Annotated in this window: 17 protein-coding genes; 8 read left to right on the plus strand and 9 right to left on the minus strand. The window is 71.5% G+C overall.

What is annotated here, in order from left to right; translation table 11 throughout:
- The first annotated feature begins 106 nt into the window (after positions 1-106).
- Positions 107-640: a hypothetical protein gene (locus tag I847_RS21730; protein WP_051274414.1), complete on the plus strand. Its 534-nt coding sequence runs from the start codon at positions 107-109 to the stop codon at positions 638-640.
- Between the two features lie 10 nt (positions 641-650).
- Positions 651-1,772 (plus strand): polyprenyl synthetase family protein, encoded by a 1,122-nt coding sequence (locus I847_RS0103550; protein WP_028048590.1) that lies wholly within the window; start codon positions 651-653, stop codon positions 1,770-1,772.
- 54 nt (positions 1,773-1,826) lie between these two features.
- Here I847_RS0103550 and I847_RS0103555 read toward each other — a convergent pair whose 3' ends face one another.
- Positions 1,827-2,240, minus strand: a complete 414-nt coding sequence (locus tag I847_RS0103555) for an Rv2175c family DNA-binding protein (RefSeq protein WP_028048591.1) — start codon at positions 2,238-2,240, stop codon at positions 1,827-1,829.
- A 144-nt stretch (positions 2,241-2,384) separates the two neighbouring features.
- Here I847_RS0103555 and I847_RS0103560 point away from each other — a divergent pair, with 144 nt between their 5' ends.
- Together I847_RS0103560 and pknB are read left to right on the plus strand one after the other, a co-directional pair.
- A complete protein-coding gene (locus I847_RS0103560; protein ID WP_034608796.1) occupies positions 2,385-3,545 on the plus strand; it encodes a LysM peptidoglycan-binding domain-containing protein in 1,161 nt (386 codons plus the stop codon).
- 31 nt (positions 3,546-3,576) lie between these two features.
- Complete coding sequence (pknB, locus tag I847_RS0103565; RefSeq protein WP_028048593.1) at positions 3,577-5,598, plus strand: Stk1 family PASTA domain-containing Ser/Thr kinase; 2,022 nt, start codon at positions 3,577-3,579, stop codon at positions 5,596-5,598.
- Between the two features lie 39 nt (positions 5,599-5,637).
- Here pknB and I847_RS0103570 read toward each other — a convergent pair whose 3' ends face one another.
- The 3 genes from I847_RS0103570 to I847_RS0103580 form a co-directional block, all read right to left on the minus strand.
- Positions 5,638-6,993 carry a class II 3-deoxy-7-phosphoheptulonate synthase gene (locus I847_RS0103570; protein ID WP_028048594.1) on the minus strand — a complete coding sequence of 452 codons (1,356 nt, stop codon included), beginning with the start codon at positions 6,991-6,993 and terminating at the stop codon, positions 5,638-5,640.
- Entirely contained in the window at positions 6,990-8,210 is a 1,221-nt protein-coding gene (locus I847_RS0103575; RefSeq protein ID WP_028048595.1) for a pyrophosphate--fructose-6-phosphate 1-phosphotransferase, read from the minus strand. Before I847_RS0103575 ends, I847_RS0103570 begins: the two co-directional genes overlap by 4 nt.
- A gap of 97 nt (positions 8,211-8,307) precedes the next feature.
- Positions 8,308-9,108: a 1-acyl-sn-glycerol-3-phosphate acyltransferase gene (locus I847_RS0103580; RefSeq protein ID WP_028048596.1), complete on the minus strand. Its 801-nt coding sequence runs from the start codon at positions 9,106-9,108 to the stop codon at positions 8,308-8,310.
- 113 nt (positions 9,109-9,221) lie between these two features.
- Here I847_RS0103580 and I847_RS25345 point away from each other — a divergent pair, with 113 nt between their 5' ends.
- Positions 9,222-9,764, plus strand: a complete 543-nt coding sequence (locus I847_RS25345; RefSeq protein WP_051274415.1) for a hypothetical protein — start codon at positions 9,222-9,224, stop codon at positions 9,762-9,764.
- 4 nt (positions 9,765-9,768) lie between these two features.
- Here I847_RS25345 and I847_RS0103590 read toward each other — a convergent pair whose 3' ends face one another.
- Positions 9,769-10,713: an ROK family glucokinase gene (locus tag I847_RS0103590; RefSeq protein ID WP_028048597.1), complete on the minus strand. Its 945-nt coding sequence runs from the start codon at positions 10,711-10,713 to the stop codon at positions 9,769-9,771.
- Positions 10,714-10,914: 201 nt separating this feature from the next.
- On the opposite strand from I847_RS0103590, the gene I847_RS0103595 reads away from it, so the two are divergent.
- Positions 10,915-12,729 carry a long-chain fatty acid--CoA ligase gene (locus I847_RS0103595; RefSeq protein WP_028048598.1) on the plus strand — a complete coding sequence of 605 codons (1,815 nt, stop codon included), beginning with the start codon at positions 10,915-10,917 and terminating at the stop codon, positions 12,727-12,729.
- Between the two features lie 4 nt (positions 12,730-12,733).
- On the opposite strand, the gene I847_RS0103600 is transcribed toward I847_RS0103595, so the two are convergent.
- Both I847_RS0103600 and I847_RS21740 read right to left on the minus strand, forming a co-directional pair.
- On the minus strand, positions 12,734-12,955 hold the full coding sequence (locus tag I847_RS0103600) for a hypothetical protein (RefSeq protein ID WP_028048599.1): 222 nt from the start codon (positions 12,953-12,955) through the stop codon (positions 12,734-12,736).
- Positions 12,956-12,991: 36 nt separating this feature from the next.
- Complete coding sequence (locus I847_RS21740) at positions 12,992-14,299, minus strand: NYN domain-containing protein (protein ID WP_051274416.1); 1,308 nt, start codon at positions 14,297-14,299, stop codon at positions 12,992-12,994.
- A gap of 77 nt (positions 14,300-14,376) precedes the next feature.
- Here I847_RS21740 and I847_RS21745 point away from each other — a divergent pair, with 77 nt between their 5' ends.
- On the plus strand, positions 14,377-16,260 hold the full coding sequence (locus tag I847_RS21745) for a DEDD exonuclease domain-containing protein (protein WP_081680388.1): 1,884 nt from the start codon (positions 14,377-14,379) through the stop codon (positions 16,258-16,260).
- A gap of 8 nt (positions 16,261-16,268) precedes the next feature.
- Positions 16,269-16,550 carry an Lrp/AsnC family transcriptional regulator gene (locus I847_RS0103615; protein WP_028048600.1) on the plus strand — a complete coding sequence of 94 codons (282 nt, stop codon included), beginning with the start codon at positions 16,269-16,271 and terminating at the stop codon, positions 16,548-16,550.
- Between the two features lie 151 nt (positions 16,551-16,701).
- Here the strand turns inward: I847_RS0103615 and trpD are convergent, their stop codons facing one another.
- A complete protein-coding gene (trpD, locus tag I847_RS0103620; RefSeq protein WP_028048601.1) occupies positions 16,702-17,748 on the minus strand; it encodes an anthranilate phosphoribosyltransferase in 1,047 nt (348 codons plus the stop codon).
- Complete coding sequence (locus tag I847_RS0103625; RefSeq protein ID WP_028048602.1) at positions 17,745-18,173, minus strand: response regulator transcription factor; 429 nt, start codon at positions 18,171-18,173, stop codon at positions 17,745-17,747. Before I847_RS0103625 ends, trpD begins: the two co-directional genes overlap by 4 nt.
- Between the last annotated feature and the right edge of the window lie 202 nt (positions 18,174-18,375).

The following is an 18,375-nucleotide window of genomic DNA, read 5'->3' on the forward strand; positions in this document are numbered from 1 at the left end:
CGAGTGACGCAATCTGTGTGCGAACCCCGCCGGTGCGGGGGTGTGGTCGCCTCGACGACGCCCGTCGGATGACCGGCCGCACGGGTGGGCCCGCTAACCTGGCCCGATGCCCAGCCGGTCCACGCCTGTCGCGCGCGCCGCAGCAGTTGCTGCGCTCGTCGCGACCATGCTGTGCGTGGCGGGCTGCTCGACCAGCAACCCCGGGACGGGACCGGCCGCTGGGTCGACGGCCGTGACCGCGTCACCGGCCCCGACCGAGACCCTGCTCCCTGGGGCCGACAGCACGCACTCCGCAGTGGGTGAGGTCGTCGCCGGGTTCCCCGTCGACCTGGTCCCGGTCCCCGCGGGCGCCGAGGTGCTGGTCTCGTCGGCCGAACCGGTGCAGGGCACCGACCTCACCGAGATCAGCCTCAACCTGCGCTCCGAGCAGGACACGGCCGCCCTGCTCGCCGCGGTCGGCGCACCGCTCCTCGCAGCCGGTTTCGTGGAGGGAACTCCCCCGGCCCCGGAGCCCGGTCTCGCCGCGCAGTCCACGTTCACCCGTGGTGACGGTTCGGAGCTGCTCCTCGTCGGGATCCTCGACCGGGACGACCAGCGCACCCTCACGCTCGGTGGTCGGGTGCGCACCACGTCGCCGTAGGCTGCCCCGCGTGACTCTCTCGGCCCCCAGCCTCGTCGACGCCGACGACGTCCGCGATCGCGTCGACGCGGTCCTGGCACGCCACGTCGCCCAGCTGCGCACGGTCCTGGCCGGCGCGAGCGACGACGCCGACCGCCTCGCCGATGCAGTAGCCCTGATGCTCTCCGGCGGCAAGCGTCTACGAGCCGCGTTCTGCTACTGGTCGTGGCGGGCACACGGCGGTCCGGCGGGCGGTCCCGAGGCAGACGCCGTGATCCAGGTCGGAGCCGCGCTCGAGCTGTTCCAGGCCGCGGCACTCTTCCATGACGACGTGATGGACGACTCGGACACCCGGCGCGGCTTTCCCGCTGCCCACCGCGCGTTCGCCCGCCTGCATGGGGAGCACGCACTGACAGGCGACCCCGACCGCTTCGGCATGTCGGCGGCGATCCTCCTCGGCGACCTGACCCTCGTCGCCAGTGAGCAGGAGTTCGCCAGCGCCCTCGCGACTCAACCGGCGCAGCGGGCGGCGCGGGCGCGGGCGGTCTTCGACCTCATGCGCACCGAAGTCACGGTCGGGCAGTACCTCGACGTCCTCGCTCAGGCACTCCCGTGGGGCGACGATCCCGAGCGGGACGAGGTCCGCTCCCGCGAGGTCATCCGCGCGAAGGCGGCGCGGTACAGCGTCGAGCACCCGATCACGCTCGGCGCCGCGCTCGCGGACGCGGACGACGCCGAGCTGGCTGCGTGCCGGCAGCTCGGACTGCCACTTGGCGAGGCGTTCCAGCTGCGGGACGACCTGCTCGGCGTCTTCGGCGACCCTGCCACCACAGGAAAGCCCGCCGGCGACGACCTTCGTGAGGGCAAGCGCACCGTGCTGACCGCCCGCGCGGTCGCACGGGCACGTGCGGTCGGCGACGAGGCGACGGTGACGCTGCTGCGTACGCGCTTGGGCGATCGCGCCCTGACCGAGGCGGACGTGACCCAGCTGGCCGAGGCGATCCAGGCCACCGGGGCGCCGGACGACATGGAGCAGCTCATCGACTCGCTCGCCACCGTCGCCTTCGGGCTGATGGATGCACGCGGCTGGCCGGAGCCGGCGCGGAGCCAGCTGGTGGGCCTGGCGCATGCGGCGGTCGACCGACTCGCCTGAGGAGGCGCTGCCCGCCGCTCATGATCACCGCGGTCGACGGGCACTCGCGGACGCTCAGAGCTCGGCGGCAGCCAGCCGTCTGATCTCGGTCTTGCGCCCGGACCGAAGTGCGTCGATAGGAGTCCCGGGCAGCGCAGCCTGCTCGGTGAAGAGCCACTCGATCGCGTCCTCGTCGGAGAACCCGGCATCGGCGAGAACGGTGAGCGTCCCCTGGAGGGATGCGAGGACCGTCCACGGCTCGTGCGCATCTGGCTGCGTGGGCTGTGCAGGGTTCGCCAGGTGGCCCGGCACCAGGAACGACGCGGGGATCGAGAAGACCCGGGGATCGCCGCGACGGGTGCCCACGACACGTCGCTCCTGGACGATGCGGCGGACCTTCGAGGGATCGGTGCCGAGGCGTTCGGCGACATCGGGGACGGTGAGCCACTCGGCTACAAGGAGGTCCAGGGCGTCTGCAGATGCGTTCACCCGACCAGAGTACGCATCCGTGAATTACACCTCGGCAATTCGGGCGGGCGCTTTCCACGCGGGATTCCGTGGGCTACCGTCACATTTTGTCACTCCTGTCACACAGGTCACTTCTCTTAACTTTCGTCACACGAGGTGTCGCCCATGTCCCAGTCCGTCGCAGCCCGGTCGGTCGGTCTTCGCCGAGTCGCCACCAGCACCGGCGCCCTCGCGCTGGTCGCCGTCGCCGCGACGGCCACGGCTGGCGCTGCCCATGCCGACGAGCAGTACACGGTCCGCTCGGGTGACACCGTCGGCCACATCGCCGCTCGTCACGGCAGCAGTGTCGGCGCCATCGCGCGGGCGAACGCACTGGCGGACGCCGGCCGGATCCGGATCGGCCAGGTCCTCACCATCCCGAGCAGCGTGCAGGCCCCGGCCGTCGCCGTCACCCGCGCACCGGCGGCCGCCAGCTACAGGGTCGTGGCCGGCGACAACGTCAGTCGGATCGCCGCGCGGTTCGGCACCACCGTCCAGGCGATCGTCGCCGCGAACGGCTTGGACCGACGCGCGATGATCCGGATCGGGCAGACGCTCACCGTCCCCGGAGCGGCAGCCGCGCCGGCACCTGCCGCAGCCGCCGCACCCGCGGCACCCACGGCGGTCGCGAAGGCCGCCGGCTCCGTCACGTACACCGTCCGACCCGGGGACACCGTCTCGGCCGTGGCGACGAAGCTCGGGTCCTCGGTCGCCGCCATCGTCGCGGCGAACCACCTCGACGCACGGGCGTTCATCCGCATCGGTCAGGCCCTCACCGTCCCGGTGGCAGCGGCACCCGCCGTCGTCGGCAACACGTTCGCCGGTCGCACGTACTCCGCTCCGGTCGTCGCGGCGGCCAACGCGAACCTGTCCGCGCTGCGGGGGGCGCCGGTCCCGTCGAAGGCGCAGATGCAGGCGAAGATCGCGGCCACCGCGCGGTCGATGGGTGTCGACCCCGCGCTCGCGCAGGCTGTCGCCTTCCAGGAGTCGGGTTTCAACCACGCAGTGGTCTCCCCCGCCAACGCCATCGGCGCCATGCAGATCATCCCCAGCTCGGGCGCCTGGGCATCAGAGCTCGTCGGACGCCCGCTGAACCTGCTCGACCCCGACGACAACGCCGTCGCGGGCGTGGCCATCCTGCGCTCGCTGGTGAAGTCGGCTCCGGACCTGCCCACAGCGATCGCCGGGTACTACCAGGGCGCAACGTCCGTGAAGCGGAACGGCATGTTCGCCGACACACGCATCTACGTCGCCAACGTGCAGACCCACATGACGCGCTTCCGCTGAGAGTCGGACCTGCGCCCGTACACTCCTGCGAGTGGGAACAACCGTCACCGATCCGCTCGTCGGCCGCCTGGTCGACAGCCGGTACGAGGTCGTGTCCCGCATCGCCCGCGGGGGCATGGCCACCGTCTACCTCGCTGTGGACCGGCGCCTCGACCGGGATGTCGCACTGAAGGTCATGCATGCGCACCTGGCGGAGGGAGCGTCGGGAGCCGACTTCGTCGCCCGGTTCCGCCGCGAGGCGCGCACCGCCGCCCGGCTCACGCACCCCGGCCTCGTCGCCGTGTACGACCAGGGGCTCGACGGCGAGACCAGCTACCTGACGATGGAGTACGTCGACGGCGCCAACCTGCGTCGCTACCTCGGCGAACGGGGCGCCCTGACGGTCGGGGACGCGTTCCGGATCGGTGAGTGCGTGCTCGATGCCCTCGCGACGGCGCACCGCGGCGAGCTCGTGCACCGGGACATCAAGCCCGAGAACGTCCTCCTCGCCACCGATGGCCGGGTCAAGCTGGCCGACTTCGGTCTCGCCCGCGCCGTCACCGAGGTGACGTCGACCACGACGGGAACAGTGCTCGGGACCGTCGCCTACCTGGCGCCTGAACTGGTCACCCGTGGCCTCAGTGATGCACGCACCGATGTCTACGCGTGCGGCATCCTGCTGTTCGAGATGCTGACCGGCCGCCAGCCGTTCACCGGCGACACACCCATCCAGGTGGCCTTCCAGCACGTCTACAACGACGTCCCGGCCCCCTCTGAGCTCGTCGACTGGCTCCCCATCGAGGTCGACGAGGTCGTGCGTTCCCTCGCGGCACGCGACCCGGACGACCGCCCGCTCGACGCAGGCGCGGCGCTGGCGCTCCTACGCCGGACACGGCTCGCGCTCGATGAGGAGACACTCGATCGGCACGCCGACGTGGCGCCGTCGATCGTCCTGCCGGCGGCGACGGATCCCGACGAGACGGACCTCGGTCCCGATCTGGAACCGGACGTCGCCGACGACGACGTGCCGGGTGAGCTCGCCGCCGACCAGGCGGAGACGACACAGCTGGTCTCCGATGCGCGCGGCGCGACCGTCGCCCTTCCGATCGGCCTCGGCGTCAGTGCGGCAGAGCTCGCCTCGGGCGGCCTGCCAGACCCGGCCCGACGGCGGCACCTCGTGCGCTGGATCGTCGCTCTGGGTGTGCTGGCCGCCATGGTCGCCGGCGGCTGGTGGTGGTACGGCCAGGAGGGGCCGGGCGCGTACACCGCGGTCCCGACGATCGTCCGGCAGGACGAGGCACATGCGACGCAGATCCTCGAGCGGGCGGGGCTCCGGGGAAAGTCGACGAAGGACTTCAGCTCGGCACCGATCGACGAGGTGTTCGCGACCGACCCCGGAGAGGGCAGTCGGATCCGCAAGGGCGCGACGGTCGCGTTCGTCGTGTCGAGAGGGCCGGATCTGGTGGTCGTGCCCGGCGGGGTCGTCGGGGCGTTGCAGGCCGACGCGGCCAAGGTGCTCACCGACGCGGGTCTCAAGGTCCAGTACACCGACCCGGCCAACGCGGACGACGTCGCCGCCGGCAAGGTTCTCAGCGCGACACTGCCGGACGGGAGCGACGTCGTCCCGGACGCCAAGGTCAACCGGAACACGCTCGTGACGCTCACGATCTCGGACGGACCCGCCGCGGTCACGATCACCTCGGTGGTCAACCTGACCGTGGCCGATGCGACGAAGCTCGTCGCAGCCGATGCCCTGAAGATCGCCCCGACGGAGGTGTTCAACGACGCCGTGCCCAAGGGGATCATCATCGACCAGTCACCCGCGCCGGCGACCGCAGGCCACCGGACTGACACGATCTCCGTGCACGTCTCGAAGGGCCCGGAGCTGTTCCCGGTCCCCGACGTGAACCACCAGGGCGTCGACGCAGCGACCAGGACGCTCACCGAAGCCGGGTTCCAGGTCAAGACCAAGAAGGCGGCCGCCTACTTCGGTCTGGGTTTCGTCGTCGGCCAGAGTCCCTCGGGTGGCGACATGGCCCCGAAGGACGCGGTCATCACGCTGTCCATCACCTAGCGCGTCCCGGCCGACCGGCCAGGACGCGCCAGGGAGGACTCAGCTCGCTGCGCGGAGAAGCTCGACCACCTGGAACGCCATCTCGAGGGACTGCTGGTGGTTCAGTCGAGGGTCGACCAGCGTCTCGTAGCGGCGCGACAGGCCCTCGTCGTCGATCTCCTCGGTGCCGCCCAGGACCTCTGTGACGTCGTCGCCGGTGAGCTCGATGTGCAGACCGCCCGGGACCGTCCCCAGTGCGCGGTGCACCTCGAAGAAGCCGGCCACCTCGTCCATGACGTCCGAGAACCGGCGCGTCTTGTACCCGGATGCCGAGGTGATCCCGTTGCCGTGCATCGGGTCGCACACCCAGGTGACGGGACGGCCGTCAGCCGTCACCTTCTCGACGAGCGCAGGCAGCAGGTCGCGGACCTTGCCGGCGCCCATGCGCGTGATGAAGGTGATGCGTCCGGCCTCGCCGCTCGGGTTGAGCTTGTCGATGAGCGCGAGGGCGTCGTCGCCTGTGGTCGTCGGGCCGAGCTTGATGCCGAGCGGGTTCTGCACGCGGGAGAAGTAGTCGACGTGCGCGCCGTCGAGCTGACGCGTCCGCTCCCCGATCCAGACGAAGTGTCCGGAGCAGTCGTAGGGCAGGCCGGTGCGCGAGTCGATCCGCGTGAGCGGTCGCTCGTAGTCGAGCAGCAGACCCTCGTGGCTCGCGAAGAACTCGACGGTGCGCAGGGCGTCGAAGTCCGCGCCGCAGGCGGCCATGAAGCGGATCGCGCGGTCGATCTCCGCCGCGATCTCCTCGTAGCGCGAGTACGCCGGGTTGGCCATGAAGCCGCGGTTCCACTCGTGGACCCGAAGCAGCGACGCGAAGCCGCCGGTGGTGAACGCACGGATCAGGTTCAGCGTCGACGAGGACGTGTGGTACGCCTCGAGCAGCCGCTGCGGGTCCGGCGTGCGCGCCTCGGGCGTGAACTCGAACCCGTTGATGATGTCGCCGCGGAACGCAGGCAGCGTGACTCCGTCGCGGGTCTCGCTGTCCGACGAGCGGGGCTTGGCGTACTGCCCGGCCATCCGGCCCATCTTGATGACCGGGAGGCTCGCGCCGTAGGTCAGGACGACCGCCATCTGGAGGATCGTCTTGATCTTGTTGCGGATGTTGTCCGCCGTCGCCTCGCCGAACGTCTCGGCGCAGTCACCGCCCTGCAGGAGGAACGCCTCACCACGGCCGGCCGCGGCCAGCTGCGATCGCAGCGCGTCGGCCTCGCCCGCGAACACCAGTGGCGGCACCGTGGCGAGCTTGTCCGTGACGCGAGCAAGTGCAGCCGCATCCGGCCACTGCGGCTGCTGGACCGGGGACATGGACCGCCAGGCATCCAGCCCGGCGACGACCTGGGGATCCGGCTCGACCGTCATGAGTGGCTCGCCGGCACGAGGTCCTGACCGATGTCCGCAAGGAGCTCGCCGAACCACGGCTGCGACACGTCGAACGCCTTGCCGCCCGCGATGCGCGGGAACTCGATCGCCCGCAGCACGTCGCCCTGCTCCTCGTCGTGCCCGATCACGCCGGACTCCCCGCGCAGCGCGCAGTCGACCGCCAGGTCCGTCATCGACTTGATGAGCCGCAGGTCCTCGGCGTTCGCGGCCGCAGCGCGGGAGTAGTACCCGGACTTCTGGACCATGACCTTCTCGGCGCCCAGCTTCTCGGCGAACTGCTTGGCGAACCACTGACCGGGGTTGATCGTGTCGAGGCGCACGTGGCCGAACGCGTCGCGCCCCACCTCGGTGCCGGAGGCCTCGAGCTGGTCGACGATCTCGTGCATGCCCGCACCCTCGGACAGGAAGATGTTGACGTTGCCCTGCGAGTCCATGACCTGCTTCAGACGCGCCGCCTCGGCGTCGATGTCCAGCGCCAGCTCCGGCAGGAACACCGCGTGGATGTCCCAGCGCTCGCGCGTCAGGCCGATGCCGGGAACCCACTCCTGCGCGTCGAGCCACCTGCGGTAGTCGGCGGCCGCGGCTGCGGTCAGCCACCCACAGTGCCGGCCCATAACCTCGTGCACGATCAGCATGCGCGGACCCGAACGGTGCTCGCCGATGATGTTCGCGGCGAACCCTGCGGCCTCCTCGGCGGCGGTCCACGCGCCGAGCGACTGCTTGATGGGCACCACGTCGTTGTCGATCGTCTTGGGCAGACCGACGACCGTGAGCTCGTAGCCGTTGTCGTGCAGGTAGGCCGCGAGGTCGGCCGCCGTGGTGTTCGTGTCATCGCCACCGATGGTGTGCAGGACGTCGACGCCGTCGGCCTTCAGGCGCTCGGCCGCAACCTGCAGCGGGTCCTCGCCCTCCTTCACGAGACCGCGCTTCACGCAGTCAGCCGCGTTGGTGAGCTTGACGCGCGAGTTGCCGATGGGCGACCCGCCGAACTTGTGCAGGATCCCGGCCTTCGCCCGAGTCTCCTCGTCGATGACGATCTTGTCGCCGCGCAGAAGGCCGTAGTACCCGTGCTCGTACGCGATGATCTCGATGTCGGGAGCGATCTCCGTGTAGCGCTCGATGAGCCCGCCTACGGCGGACGACAGGCACGGAGCGAAGCCACCCGCGGTCAGGAGGGCGACGCGACGAACCGACATGAGACACACCTCTCGTTGAAACCTGTGGCGCAGCTCCCCGCAGGGATCGCCAGGACGACGCCCACGCGGGCGCACGGTCGGCTCGACGCCGACCGGGTCATCCTACTGACGTCTCAGGCTCGCCCTCCGGCGGTACCGGAACCTGGACGTCCGGCACGGGTCGACCGCCCGGCGCGGAAGGCAGGTGGTCGGCCGAGTCGCCCGCCGCTGCGGGGTGGCCGGTCGCGATGCGCGCCTTCTGGGTGGCCGCGTAGACGTCGACATACTCCTGCCCCGACAGGGCCATGATCGCGTACATGATCTCGTCGGTCACCGAGCGCAGGATGAACCGGTCGTTCTCCATCCCCTGGTACCGGCTGAAGTCGAGCGGCTCGCCGATCACCATGCCGATCCGCATGACCTTGGGGATCCGCCGCCCGGGTGGCTGCGCCACATCCGTGCCGACCATCGCCACCGGGACCACGGGCGCGCCGGACTCCAGCGCGAGGCGCGCGATGCCCGTCTTCCCGCGGTAGAGGCGGCCGTCGGGGCTACGCGTCCCTTCGGGGTAGATACCGAACAGGTCGCCCTCGCGGAGCCGTCGCAGACCCGTGCGCAGCGCGGCCTCGCTCGCCTTGCCGCCCCCGCGATCCACCGGGATCGTCCCGACACCACGCATGAACCCTGCCGTCAACCGACCCTTGACGCCCGCACCCGTGAAGTACTCCTGCTTGCCGATGAAGACGAGCTCGCGGTCGAGAACCAGGGGCAGGAAGAACGAGTCGATGACCGCGAGGTGGTTGCTCGCCAGGATCGCGCCACCTTCTTCGGGCACGTTCTCGGCGCCGCGCACCCAGGGACGGTAGACGAGGTGCAGCAGCGGACCGACGAAGACCCGCTTCATCAACCAGTAGAACAACGGTTCACCTCTCGACCCGACCCACGGACTGTGCGTTCACTCGTTGCTGAGCTCGCACGTGCAGAGCCCCCACGTGCCACGCCGACCGCTGTGCACGACTCTAGAGTGCTCCTATGGCACCTCGCCCCGACGACCCTGACGACGGCGTCCCGTCGCAGGGCGCTGACGTCCCGGACGAGACCGACCCACCGTCCGACGAGGACGTCTGGAACGGCATCGTCGCGCAGCTCGGGGACCTCGCAGGGTACGACGGAACCGCGCCCGTGGAGCCTGAGGCCGCCACCCCGCTCGAGTTCCCGGTAGCCCCGTGGATCGCGGAGTCGCGTGTCGTGCGCCCGGCGCCGGACCTCTCCGGACGCGACTGGGAGGGATCCGCGCAGTTCGACGAGGCGGAGGCCACCGTCGACTCCGAGGAGCATTTCGTCCCGCCGGACCCGGGTCCGGTCCTCGGCGGTGACCCCCTCCTGACGATGGCGTGGATCGCCGCGGTGGGCATGCCGCTGTTCCTGCTGATCGTGGTCATCGCGTGGCCTACCGCTCCGGCCGCGCTGATCCAGGCGGCCGCGGTCGTGTTCGTGCTCGGTGTCGGTGTCCTGCTCTGGCGCATGCCGAACCGCCGGGAGCCAGGGGACGACGACACGGGTGCCGTCGTCTGACAGGTCAGACCCGCGCAAGATCCGCGGCGCCGACCATCCCGGCGTCGTTGCCCATCGAGGCGACCACGAGTGCGGCCTCGGGGCGGTGCCCTCTCGCCGAGAGCTGCTCGGCGAAGCCGCGACGCGCGGGCGCGAGCAGCAGGTCACCGGCCGCAGCCACGCCGCCGCCCACGACGATCAGCGCCGGGTCGAGCAGTGCGGTCACGGACGCCGCTCCCTCACCGACCCACTTTCCGAGCTCGGCGAGCAGCTCGACAGCCAGCGGGTCGCCCTCCTGGGCTGCCTGGGTGATCTGCGGTCCGGTGAGGCGTTCCGCGTCGCCGCCGGCAAGCTCGAGCAGCCGCGTCGCCCGGTCGGGCTGGATGATCACGATCGCCTGGGCGTCCCGTACGAGCGCGCTGCCCGAGGCGTACTGCTCCCAGCAGCCCTCGTGCCCGCAGCCGCAGTAGTGACCACCGGGGACGACCCGCATGTGGCCGATCTCGGCGGCCACACCCCACGCACCACGGACGAGCTTGCCGTCGGTGACGATCGCGCCGCCCAGGCCGGTGCCCACCGTCAGCATCAGCATGTCGTCGACGTCGCGGCCGGCACCGAACCGGAACTCGGCCCAGCCCGCTGCGTTCGCGTCGTTCTCGACGACGATCGTGATGTCGTCCTGGATGAGCGACGCCACGCGCTCGCGCAGCGGGTAGTCGCGCCACGCGATGTTGGGAGCGAAGAGCACGGACGAACGGTCGGCCGAGACGAACCCGGCGGCCGCGAGACCCATCGCCCGGATCTCGTACGACGCGCTGAGCTCCGCGTACACGTCGGCGATCGCCTTGTCGATTCCGGCGGCGTCGTCCGGAGAGGTGTCGCGTCGGGTCTGCGCGAGGATCTCGCCGTCCTCGTCCACGACACCCGCCGCGATCTTCGTCCCGCCGATGTCCACACCGATGGCGTGCATGTTTTCGTGTGCTCCTACGCGTTCGTGCCGTGCTCGGGACCGTCCGGTTGCGGTCCTCCACGCTAGCCGCACGGCGCGCCTCGGTGCGCACCCGTCCGACCACCGTTCCCGACCGCGACGCGAGCGTACCGAACCTGCCCGGATGTCACGTGCGCGTCACGTATCCTCGTCGCACACTTCGCCACTGTCACTGGAGCCAGCATGGACGAGTTCCGAACTCCCCTGCGTCTCGAGGTCGACCCCTCGAACAACCTGAACGACCTGCTCGCCGACCGCGTGACGGGAACCCCCGACCGCGTCGTCATCGAGCACAAGGCGCAGGCGGGCGGCCCGTGGATCCCCCTGACAGCGCAGGAGTTCGACGCGGAGATCGTCGCCGTCGCCAAGGGCCTCGTCGCTCGCGGCGTCGAGCCCGGGGACCGGGTCGGGATCATGTCGCACACCCGCTACGAGTGGTCCCTGCTGGACTGGGCCGTCTGGGCCGTCGGCGCCGTGCCGGTGCCGCTCTACGAGACGTCCTCCGCCGAGCAGGTGCTCTGGATCCTCACCGACGCGGACGTCTCGCTCCTGGTCGTCGAGACCGCCGCGCACGCCGCGACGGTCGAGGAGGTCCGTGCGGACGCGCCGACCCTGCGCGAGGTGCTGCTGCTCGACGACGGCGCGATCGAGACGATCCTGGCGGGCGCGGACTCGGTTCCCGACGAGGAGATCGCCCGACGCCGCGGACTCGCGGCGCTCTCGGACGTCGCCACGGTCATCTACACCTCGGGCACCACCGGCCGCCCGAAGGGCGTCGAGCTGACGCACGGCAACTTCTACGAGCTCACCGTCAACACCGTCGCCGACCTGTACGAGGTCGTCGGCGAGCCCGGCGCACGCACGCTGCTCTTCATGCCGCTGGCCCACGTGTTCGCCCGGTTCATCGAGGTGCTCTGCATCCCGGCGGGCGCGGTCCTCGGGCACACGCCGGACACCTCGACGCTGATCGAGGATCTGGCGTCCTTCCGGCCGTCGTTCATCCTCGCCGTGCCGCGCGTGTTCGAGAAGGTCTACAACTCCGCCGAGCAGAAGGCCGCTGCAGGTGGCAAGAGCGCGATCTTCCAGCGCGCCGCGAAGACGTCCATTGTGTACTCACGCGCGCTTGACACGCCGCGCGGGCCGAGCCCGTGGCTCAGGCTCCAGCACAAGGTGGCCGACGTCCTGGTGCTCAAGCGCCTGCGTGCGGCGCTCGGTGGCAACGCGAAGTACGCCATCTCCGGAGGCGCTCCGCTCGGCGAACGCCTGGGTCACTTCTACCGCGGCCTCGGGCTGAACGTCCTGGAGGGCTACGGCCTGACCGAGACCACCGCACCGGCGACCGTGAACCGTCCTGGCAAGGGAACCAAGATCGGGACCGTCGGTGTCCCGATGCCCGGCACGTCGATCCGGATCGCCGACGACGGTGAGGTCGAGGTCAAGGGCATCCCGGTGTTCCGCGGCTACCACGCCAACGACGTGGCGACGCGCGAGTCTCTGGTGGACGGCTGGTTCCGCACGGGGGACCTGGGTGCGCTCGACGACGAGGGCTACCTGCGGATCACCGGGCGCAAGAAGGAGATCATCGTCACGGCCGCCGGCAAGAACGTCGCGCCCGCAGTCCTGGAGGACCGGCTCCGCGCGCACCCGCTGATCAGCCAGGTCGTCGTCGTCGGCGACCAGCGTCCGTTCATCGGTGCGCTGATCACCTTGGATCCGGAGGGCGTCCCGGGCTGGCTGGCGGGCCACGGCAAGCCCGAGATGACCGTCGCCCAGGCGGCAACCGACCCCGACGTGCTCGCGTCGCTCGACCTGGCGGTCGAGAAGGCCAACAAGGCCGTCTCACGTGCCGAGTCGATCCGCAAGTACCGCATCCTGGGCGAGGACCTCACGATCGCGAACGGCTACCTCACCCCGAAGCTCAGCATCCGTCGCACCCAGGTGCTCAAGGACTTCGCGGACGAGGTGGACGCGCTCTACGCATCGCCCGCAGGCAGCTGACGGGTCACATCGCCCGCACCATCCGCAGCGGTGGCACGAGCCCTGAGGCGGCGAGCACCTCGATCGCCCGCTGCTCGTCCGCACCGAGCTCGGTGTGCTGGCTGTGCTCGGTGTGCCCTGCAGGCTGGGTGGGCGACCTCGGACGGACCGGGATGGTCAGGAACGTCACGACGCAGTCCGCGCACGCGGCGCCGCGCTCGGTGCAGGTGTCGCAGTCGATGATCATGCGCCGGACGCTAGCGACGGCCACCGACAGTCGGTCTCACAGGTGCTGGATCCGCGCCACGAGAGTGCTCGAGGGGACCACCCACGCACCGTCCGCCTCGACGTCCCGGACCACTTCCTGGTCGCTCGTGACCACGACCAGCACCCGTCCGGGCGGCTCGGCGTGCACGAGGCGGCGGATCAGGTCGTCTGCAATCTCCCCGACGGCGAACAGGACCCGAACCCCTCGCGGCTGCCCCCCGGTCGCGCCCTGCCCTTCCTGACCGTCGAAGCAGACAGTGACCTCGGCCCCCGTGCGTGCCGCGACCGCCGCGAGTCCGTCGACGAGCCGACGCCGCTGCTCGGCGAGCGTCAGCCCCGCGAAGCCCGTCTTCGAGACGTTGTAGCCGTCCACGATCAGGTGCGCCCACGGTTGGCGCAGGAGCTCCTCGAGGAGGGCGGGGTCGTCGACGGAGCGTCCGCGCGAACCCGGCCGAGGAGCGGTGCGTCCCGAGCCCTCGTCGGTCCGCCCGACGAGGTCGGCGGGCCTCTCCCCCGCCGGCGGGAGGGCGAGCTCCGAGCGCAGCCCGCTCGCCGCGTCGACGATCGTGTCCAGCAGGAGCCGGACCCGTGCATCGGCGAGCTTGCGAGCGGCCCGCAGCTCCGCGCGAGCCGCCGTGCGTTCCGCCGCCGCGGCGCGTCGCTCGTCGACCGCCGACCGCAGGTCCTCGTCGGCGCGGGACCGGGCGAGCTCGACGGCGTTCAGCATGGCCTGCGCCTCGTCGGCCGCCCTCCGGCCCTCGCTGCGCGCGCGGTCGGCATCCGAACGCAGTCGGCGCAGCTCGCGCTGCAGTGCGGAGAGCTGATCCTGCGCGGAACGCGCGTCCTGCGTCGCCGACGTCAGGTCCGCGCGCAGGCGCTCGGCTTCGGCCTGTGACCGAGCCAGGCTCACGCGCAGCTGTGCGACCTCGCCGTCGTCCGGCGCCGCCACGCCCGCCGGCACCAGGCTCCGCCAGACCCCGTCACCCATGAGCCATGCACCTGCGGCGGCCTGCAGGGACTGCTCCGGGTGGCCGTCGACGAGCTGCGCCGCAAGGTCGGGGTTCGCCTGCGCCCACACCCGCGCGACGCTGCTGCGGAAGCCGTCCTCCTGCAGCAGCGCGGTCCACAGCGGCCCCGCCCCGGCGGACGCCCGACGTCGTGGCGCGAACCGGTGGACAGCCCGCAGCGGTGCAGGGACGGCGACGGGCTCGAAGCCACCGAGTGCGTCCGAGGCGATCTGGACGAGGGCGGACCGCAGCGTCGGCGGGACGTCCGACCGGTCGTCGGGCACGCTCGCCGCGTCCTCGAGGTCGATGCCGGTCATCCCAGCACCCTAGGTGGCGACACACCCACCGGTGCGCCGCGGGTGCCGTGTCGGTGACCGTCTGTAGCGTCCGCCCCATGTCGTCCGTCCGTCGCCTGCGCCCCGTCCGGGCGGACACGACCCCGGGGCCCGACGCGAGAGCGCACCAGCCCACCCTCGAGGATCTCGGCACACCGCTGTCGGACGTGACGTTCGTCGTGGTCGACCTCGAGACGACGGGCGGGACCCCGTCGGACTGCGCGATCACGGAGATCGGTGCGGTCAAGGTGCGCGGTGGCGAGGTGCTCGGCGAGTTCCAGACGCTGGTGGACCCGGGCGGCCCGGTGCCTCCCTTCATCCAGGTGCTCACCGGCATCACCACCACGATGCTCATCGGTGCGCCGCCCATCGAGGAGGTCCTGCCGAGCTTCCTCGAGTTCTCCCGCGGTGCCGTTCTCGTCGCCCACAACGCCCCGTTCGACATCGGGTTCCTCAAGGCTGCCGCTGCGCGCACCGGGCACGCCTGGCCGGGCAACAAGGTCCTGGACACGGTCCGACTCGCCCGTCGGGTGGTCACCCGCGACGAGGTGCCGAACCACAAGCTGTCCTCGCTGGCCGCCCTGTTCCACGCGACCGTGACACCCAACCACCGGGCGCTCGCGGACGCTCAGGCGACGGTCGACGTCCTGCACGCGCTCCTCGGCCGGATGGCCCCGCTCGGCATCACGCACCTCGAGGACCTCGCGACGGCGACGGACCCCGTCCCGCAGGACGTACGTCGCAAGCGCACGCTCGCCGACGGCCTGCCCGACTGTCCGGGGGTCTACCTGTTCCGCGGCCCCGGCGAGGAGGTGCTCTACGTCGGCACGTCCACCACATCGCTCCGGCAGCGCGTCCGCAGCTACTTCACGTCAGCGGAGAAGCGCGGCCGGATGATCGAGATGGTGCGCGTGGCACACCGGGTGGACCCCATCCCGTGCGCCACCGCACTGGAGGCGCGCGTCCGCGAGCTGCGACTCATCGCGGCCCACTCCCCCCGCTACAACAGGCGGTCCCGCTTTCCCGAGCGCATGCCGTGGGTGCGGCTCACGTCCGAGCCGTACCCGAGGCTGTCCGTCGTGCGCGAGGTGAAGGCGGACGACGGCGCGAGCTACATCGGTCCGTTCTCGTCCGGCGCCACGGCACAGCTGGCCCTCGAGGCGTTGCACGAGACGTTCCCGATCCGCCAGTGCACGCGCAGGCTGCCGCTGGTCGCACCGGTCGGTGCCTCCGCGTGCGTGCTCGCCGACATGGGGAGGTGCAGCGCGCCGTGCATCCAGGAGGCGCCCGACTACGCCGCGACCGTCGCGTCGGTCCGGCACGCGATGCTCGCTGATGCGGACGCCGTGGTCGTCGCGCACGCAGGCCGCATCTCGGCGCTCGTCGGCCAGGAGCGTTTCGAGGAGGCCGCCACCGTGCGCGACCGCCTTGGCGCGTTCCTGCGCGGTGCCGCCCGCGCGCAACGGTTCGCCCCCCTCGCAGCGTGCTCGGAGCTCGTGGCAGCACGCCGGACGGACGACGGCGGCTGGGAGGTCGTGCTCGTCCGCTACGGCCGTCTCGCGGGCACGGCGCGGGTCGACCGGCGCACCGACCCGCGTCCCGCGATCGGCGCTCTTCAGGCGTCGGGTGAGCACGTCGAGGCCTCCGTGGCACCCGCCCCGGCGGCGCATCCGGAGGAGACGGACCTGGTCCTCGCGTGGCTCGACCAGCCCGGGGTCCGCCTCGTGGAGGTCGCGAGCACGTGGGCCTATCCGCTGCGCTCGGCCCTGCGCCTGAAGGACCCCGCAGCCGCGATCGCGATCGTGCCCCGACCTGACGGTGGGTTCGTGCTCCACCCGGCGGAGGCGCTCGGAGAGCGTCCGCCGACCGTGCTCAGCGGCGAGCTCGACGCCGCAGACGCGCAGGTCCTGCCCACCGGCGTACGGCGTCCTCGCACGGCATGATGTCGAGCATGCTCACCGCCATCGTGCTCATCGACTCGGACGCCGCACGGATCCCGGAGGTCGCTGCCGCGATCGCCGACATCACGGGCGTCAGCGAGGTCTATTCCGTCACCGGCGAGGTCGACCTCGTCGCCATGGTCCGCGTCCGCGAGCACGACCACCTCGCCGACGTCATCGCCGACAAGATCAGCAAGGTCGACGGCGTCCTGCGCACCCAGACCTACATCGCGTTCAGGACGTACAGCCAGCACGACCTGGAGCAGGCGTTCTCGTTGGGACTCGAGGACTAGCAGGCGGGCCCACGGGACGGGTGCTGGACGGTCGGGGCTCTCGTCCGCGAGCCGCACGTGCCCGCGCTGCCCGGCGGGTCGGACCGCTTGCTGCGGATCTGGCCTGCCGCTCCAGCCTCCTGCGCTGCGGCACGAGCTGGCCCGGGAGGTCTCAGCCCGCGCTGGCGGCCCGCCACCGCGCGAGCACGTCGGCGGCCCGCCCGCTGTCCAGCGACTCCCGTGCGTGCCCGGCGCCGGCCACCAGCCGATCGGTGAGCGAGCCGGCGTCCGTCCCCGGCAGCGTGCCATCGGCGACCAGGGCGGCTGCGGTGTTGAGCACGACGGTCTCCCGCACGGGCCCGTGCTCACCGTCGAGGAGTCGGCGCGCGACGTCGGCGTTGTAGTCCGCCTTCGCGCCCCGCAGCGACTCGAGCTGGATCCGGGCGACGCCGAGGTCCGTCCAGTCGACGAGGGAGTCCTGCACCTCGCCGTCGCGGACCTCCCAGAGCCGGGTCGGCCCGGTGGGTGCGATCTCGTCGAGCCCGTCCTCGCCACGGAACACGAGCGCACTCGCGCCCCGACCGGCGAGCACGCCCGCCATGAGCGGAGCCATCCGGGCGTCGGCAACGCCGATCGCGGCGGACCCCGGCTGCGCCGGGTTGGTCAGCGGTCCGAGGAAGTTGAACGCCGTCCCGATGCCGAGCTCGCTGCGCGCCGGTGCGGTGTGCCGGAACGACGGGTGGAACATCTGCGCGAAGCAGAAGGTGATGCCGACCTCGGTCGCGATCTCGGCGACCCGCGCCGGCGGATGGTCGAGACGGATGCCGAGCGCCTCGAGCACGTCGGCGGAGCCGGAGGACGACGACGCGGCCCGGTTCCCGTGCTTGACCACGGTGAGCCCCGCGCCGGCGACCACGAGCGCCGACATCGTCGAGATGTTGACCGTGTGGGAGCGGTCGCCGCCGGTGCCCACGATGTCGATGGTCCGCCCCGGAACAGCGATGCGGACGGCGTGCTCGAGCATCGTGTCGGCCAGGCCCGTGAGCTCGGTGACCGTCTCGCCCTTGGTCTTCAGGGCGATGAGGAAGGCGGCGACCCGAGGGGTCGACGCCTCACCGCTCATGATCTCGCCCATCGCCCACGCGGTCTGCTCGGAGGTGAGGTCCCGCCGGTCGACGAGGGTGGCGAAGAGGTCCGACCAGGTCGGAGCGTCGGTCATCGGGCGACGGCCCGAGCCTCGACGAGCGCCGCGACGGCCGCGTGCAGCTCGACCGGGTCGAGCGGCCGGCTGACGACCGCCTCCGCGTTGGACCACGAGGCGAGCCAGGCGTCCTGCGGGCGACCGGTGAGCACCAGGACGGGCGGGCACTGGTAGATCTCGTCCTTGAGCTGGCGGGCGAGCCCCATGCCCCCGACCTTGTCGGCCTCGCCGTCGAGGATCAGCAGATCCAGCCCACCGGCCTCCGTGCTCGAGACGACGGCGGAGGCGGTCGCGACCTCGACCCACTCGATGTCCGGTGCGCCCCGACGCAGGCGTCGTCCGACGGCCAGCCGCACCTGCTCGCGCGCGTCCACGTCGTCGCTGTACAGAAGGATCCGCGGTGCCGCCGGGACGGCTGCGTTCTCGGGCTGGCCGGTGCTCATGGAGGTCCTCACTCATCGTCGACGTGCGTCCGAGGGGAATCTTGGCACGGGTCGTCGCGAGGCGGTGAGGAGCAACACGTCTCGAGCCGCCGACACATAGCACGAGCACCGCGACGCGCCGGTCTCCGGGTCGGTACACCCATCGTCGTCAGGGCCTGAGGACGGGTCCCGACGACGACCGTCTGCCGCGTGATCCCGCGCC

It is taken from the genome of Cellulomonas sp. URHD0024, assembly GCF_000426185.1.
GTDB lineage: Bacteria > Actinomycetota > Actinomycetes > Actinomycetales > Cellulomonadaceae > Cellulomonas.

Bases quoted from the DNA above. Each gene is read 5' to 3' on its own strand.
- I847_RS25345 (WP_051274415.1), top strand. From the start codon at position 9,222: ATGGCACCTCGCCCCGACGACCCTGACGACGGCGTCCCGTCGCAGGGC.
- I847_RS0103615 (WP_028048600.1), top strand. From the start codon at position 16,269: ATGCTCACCGCCATCGTGCTCATCGACTCGGACGCCGCACGGATCCCG.
- I847_RS0103570 (WP_028048594.1), bottom strand. From the start codon at position 6,993: ATGACGGTCGAGCCGGATCCCCAGGTCGTCGCCGGGCTGGATGCCTGG.
- I847_RS21745 (WP_081680388.1), top strand. From the start codon at position 14,377: ATGTCGTCCGTCCGTCGCCTGCGCCCCGTCCGGGCGGACACGACCCCG.
- trpD (WP_028048601.1), bottom strand. From the start codon at position 17,748: ATGACCGACGCTCCGACCTGGTCGGACCTCTTCGCCACCCTCGTCGAC.
- I847_RS0103625 (WP_028048602.1), bottom strand. From the start codon at position 18,173: ATGAGCACCGGCCAGCCCGAGAACGCAGCCGTCCCGGCGGCACCGCGG.
- I847_RS0103560 (WP_034608796.1), top strand. From the start codon at position 2,385: ATGTCCCAGTCCGTCGCAGCCCGGTCGGTCGGTCTTCGCCGAGTCGCC.
- I847_RS0103595 (WP_028048598.1), top strand. From the start codon at position 10,915: ATGGACGAGTTCCGAACTCCCCTGCGTCTCGAGGTCGACCCCTCGAAC.
- I847_RS21740 (WP_051274416.1), bottom strand. From the start codon at position 14,299: ATGACCGGCATCGACCTCGAGGACGCGGCGAGCGTGCCCGACGACCGG.
- I847_RS0103575 (WP_028048595.1), bottom strand. From the start codon at position 8,210: ATGTCGGTTCGTCGCGTCGCCCTCCTGACCGCGGGTGGCTTCGCTCCG.
- I847_RS0103590 (WP_028048597.1), bottom strand. From the start codon at position 10,713: ATGCACGCCATCGGTGTGGACATCGGCGGGACGAAGATCGCGGCGGGT.
- I847_RS21730 (WP_051274414.1), top strand. From the start codon at position 107: ATGCCCAGCCGGTCCACGCCTGTCGCGCGCGCCGCAGCAGTTGCTGCG.
- I847_RS0103600 (WP_028048599.1), bottom strand. From the start codon at position 12,955: ATGATCATCGACTGCGACACCTGCACCGAGCGCGGCGCCGCGTGCGCG.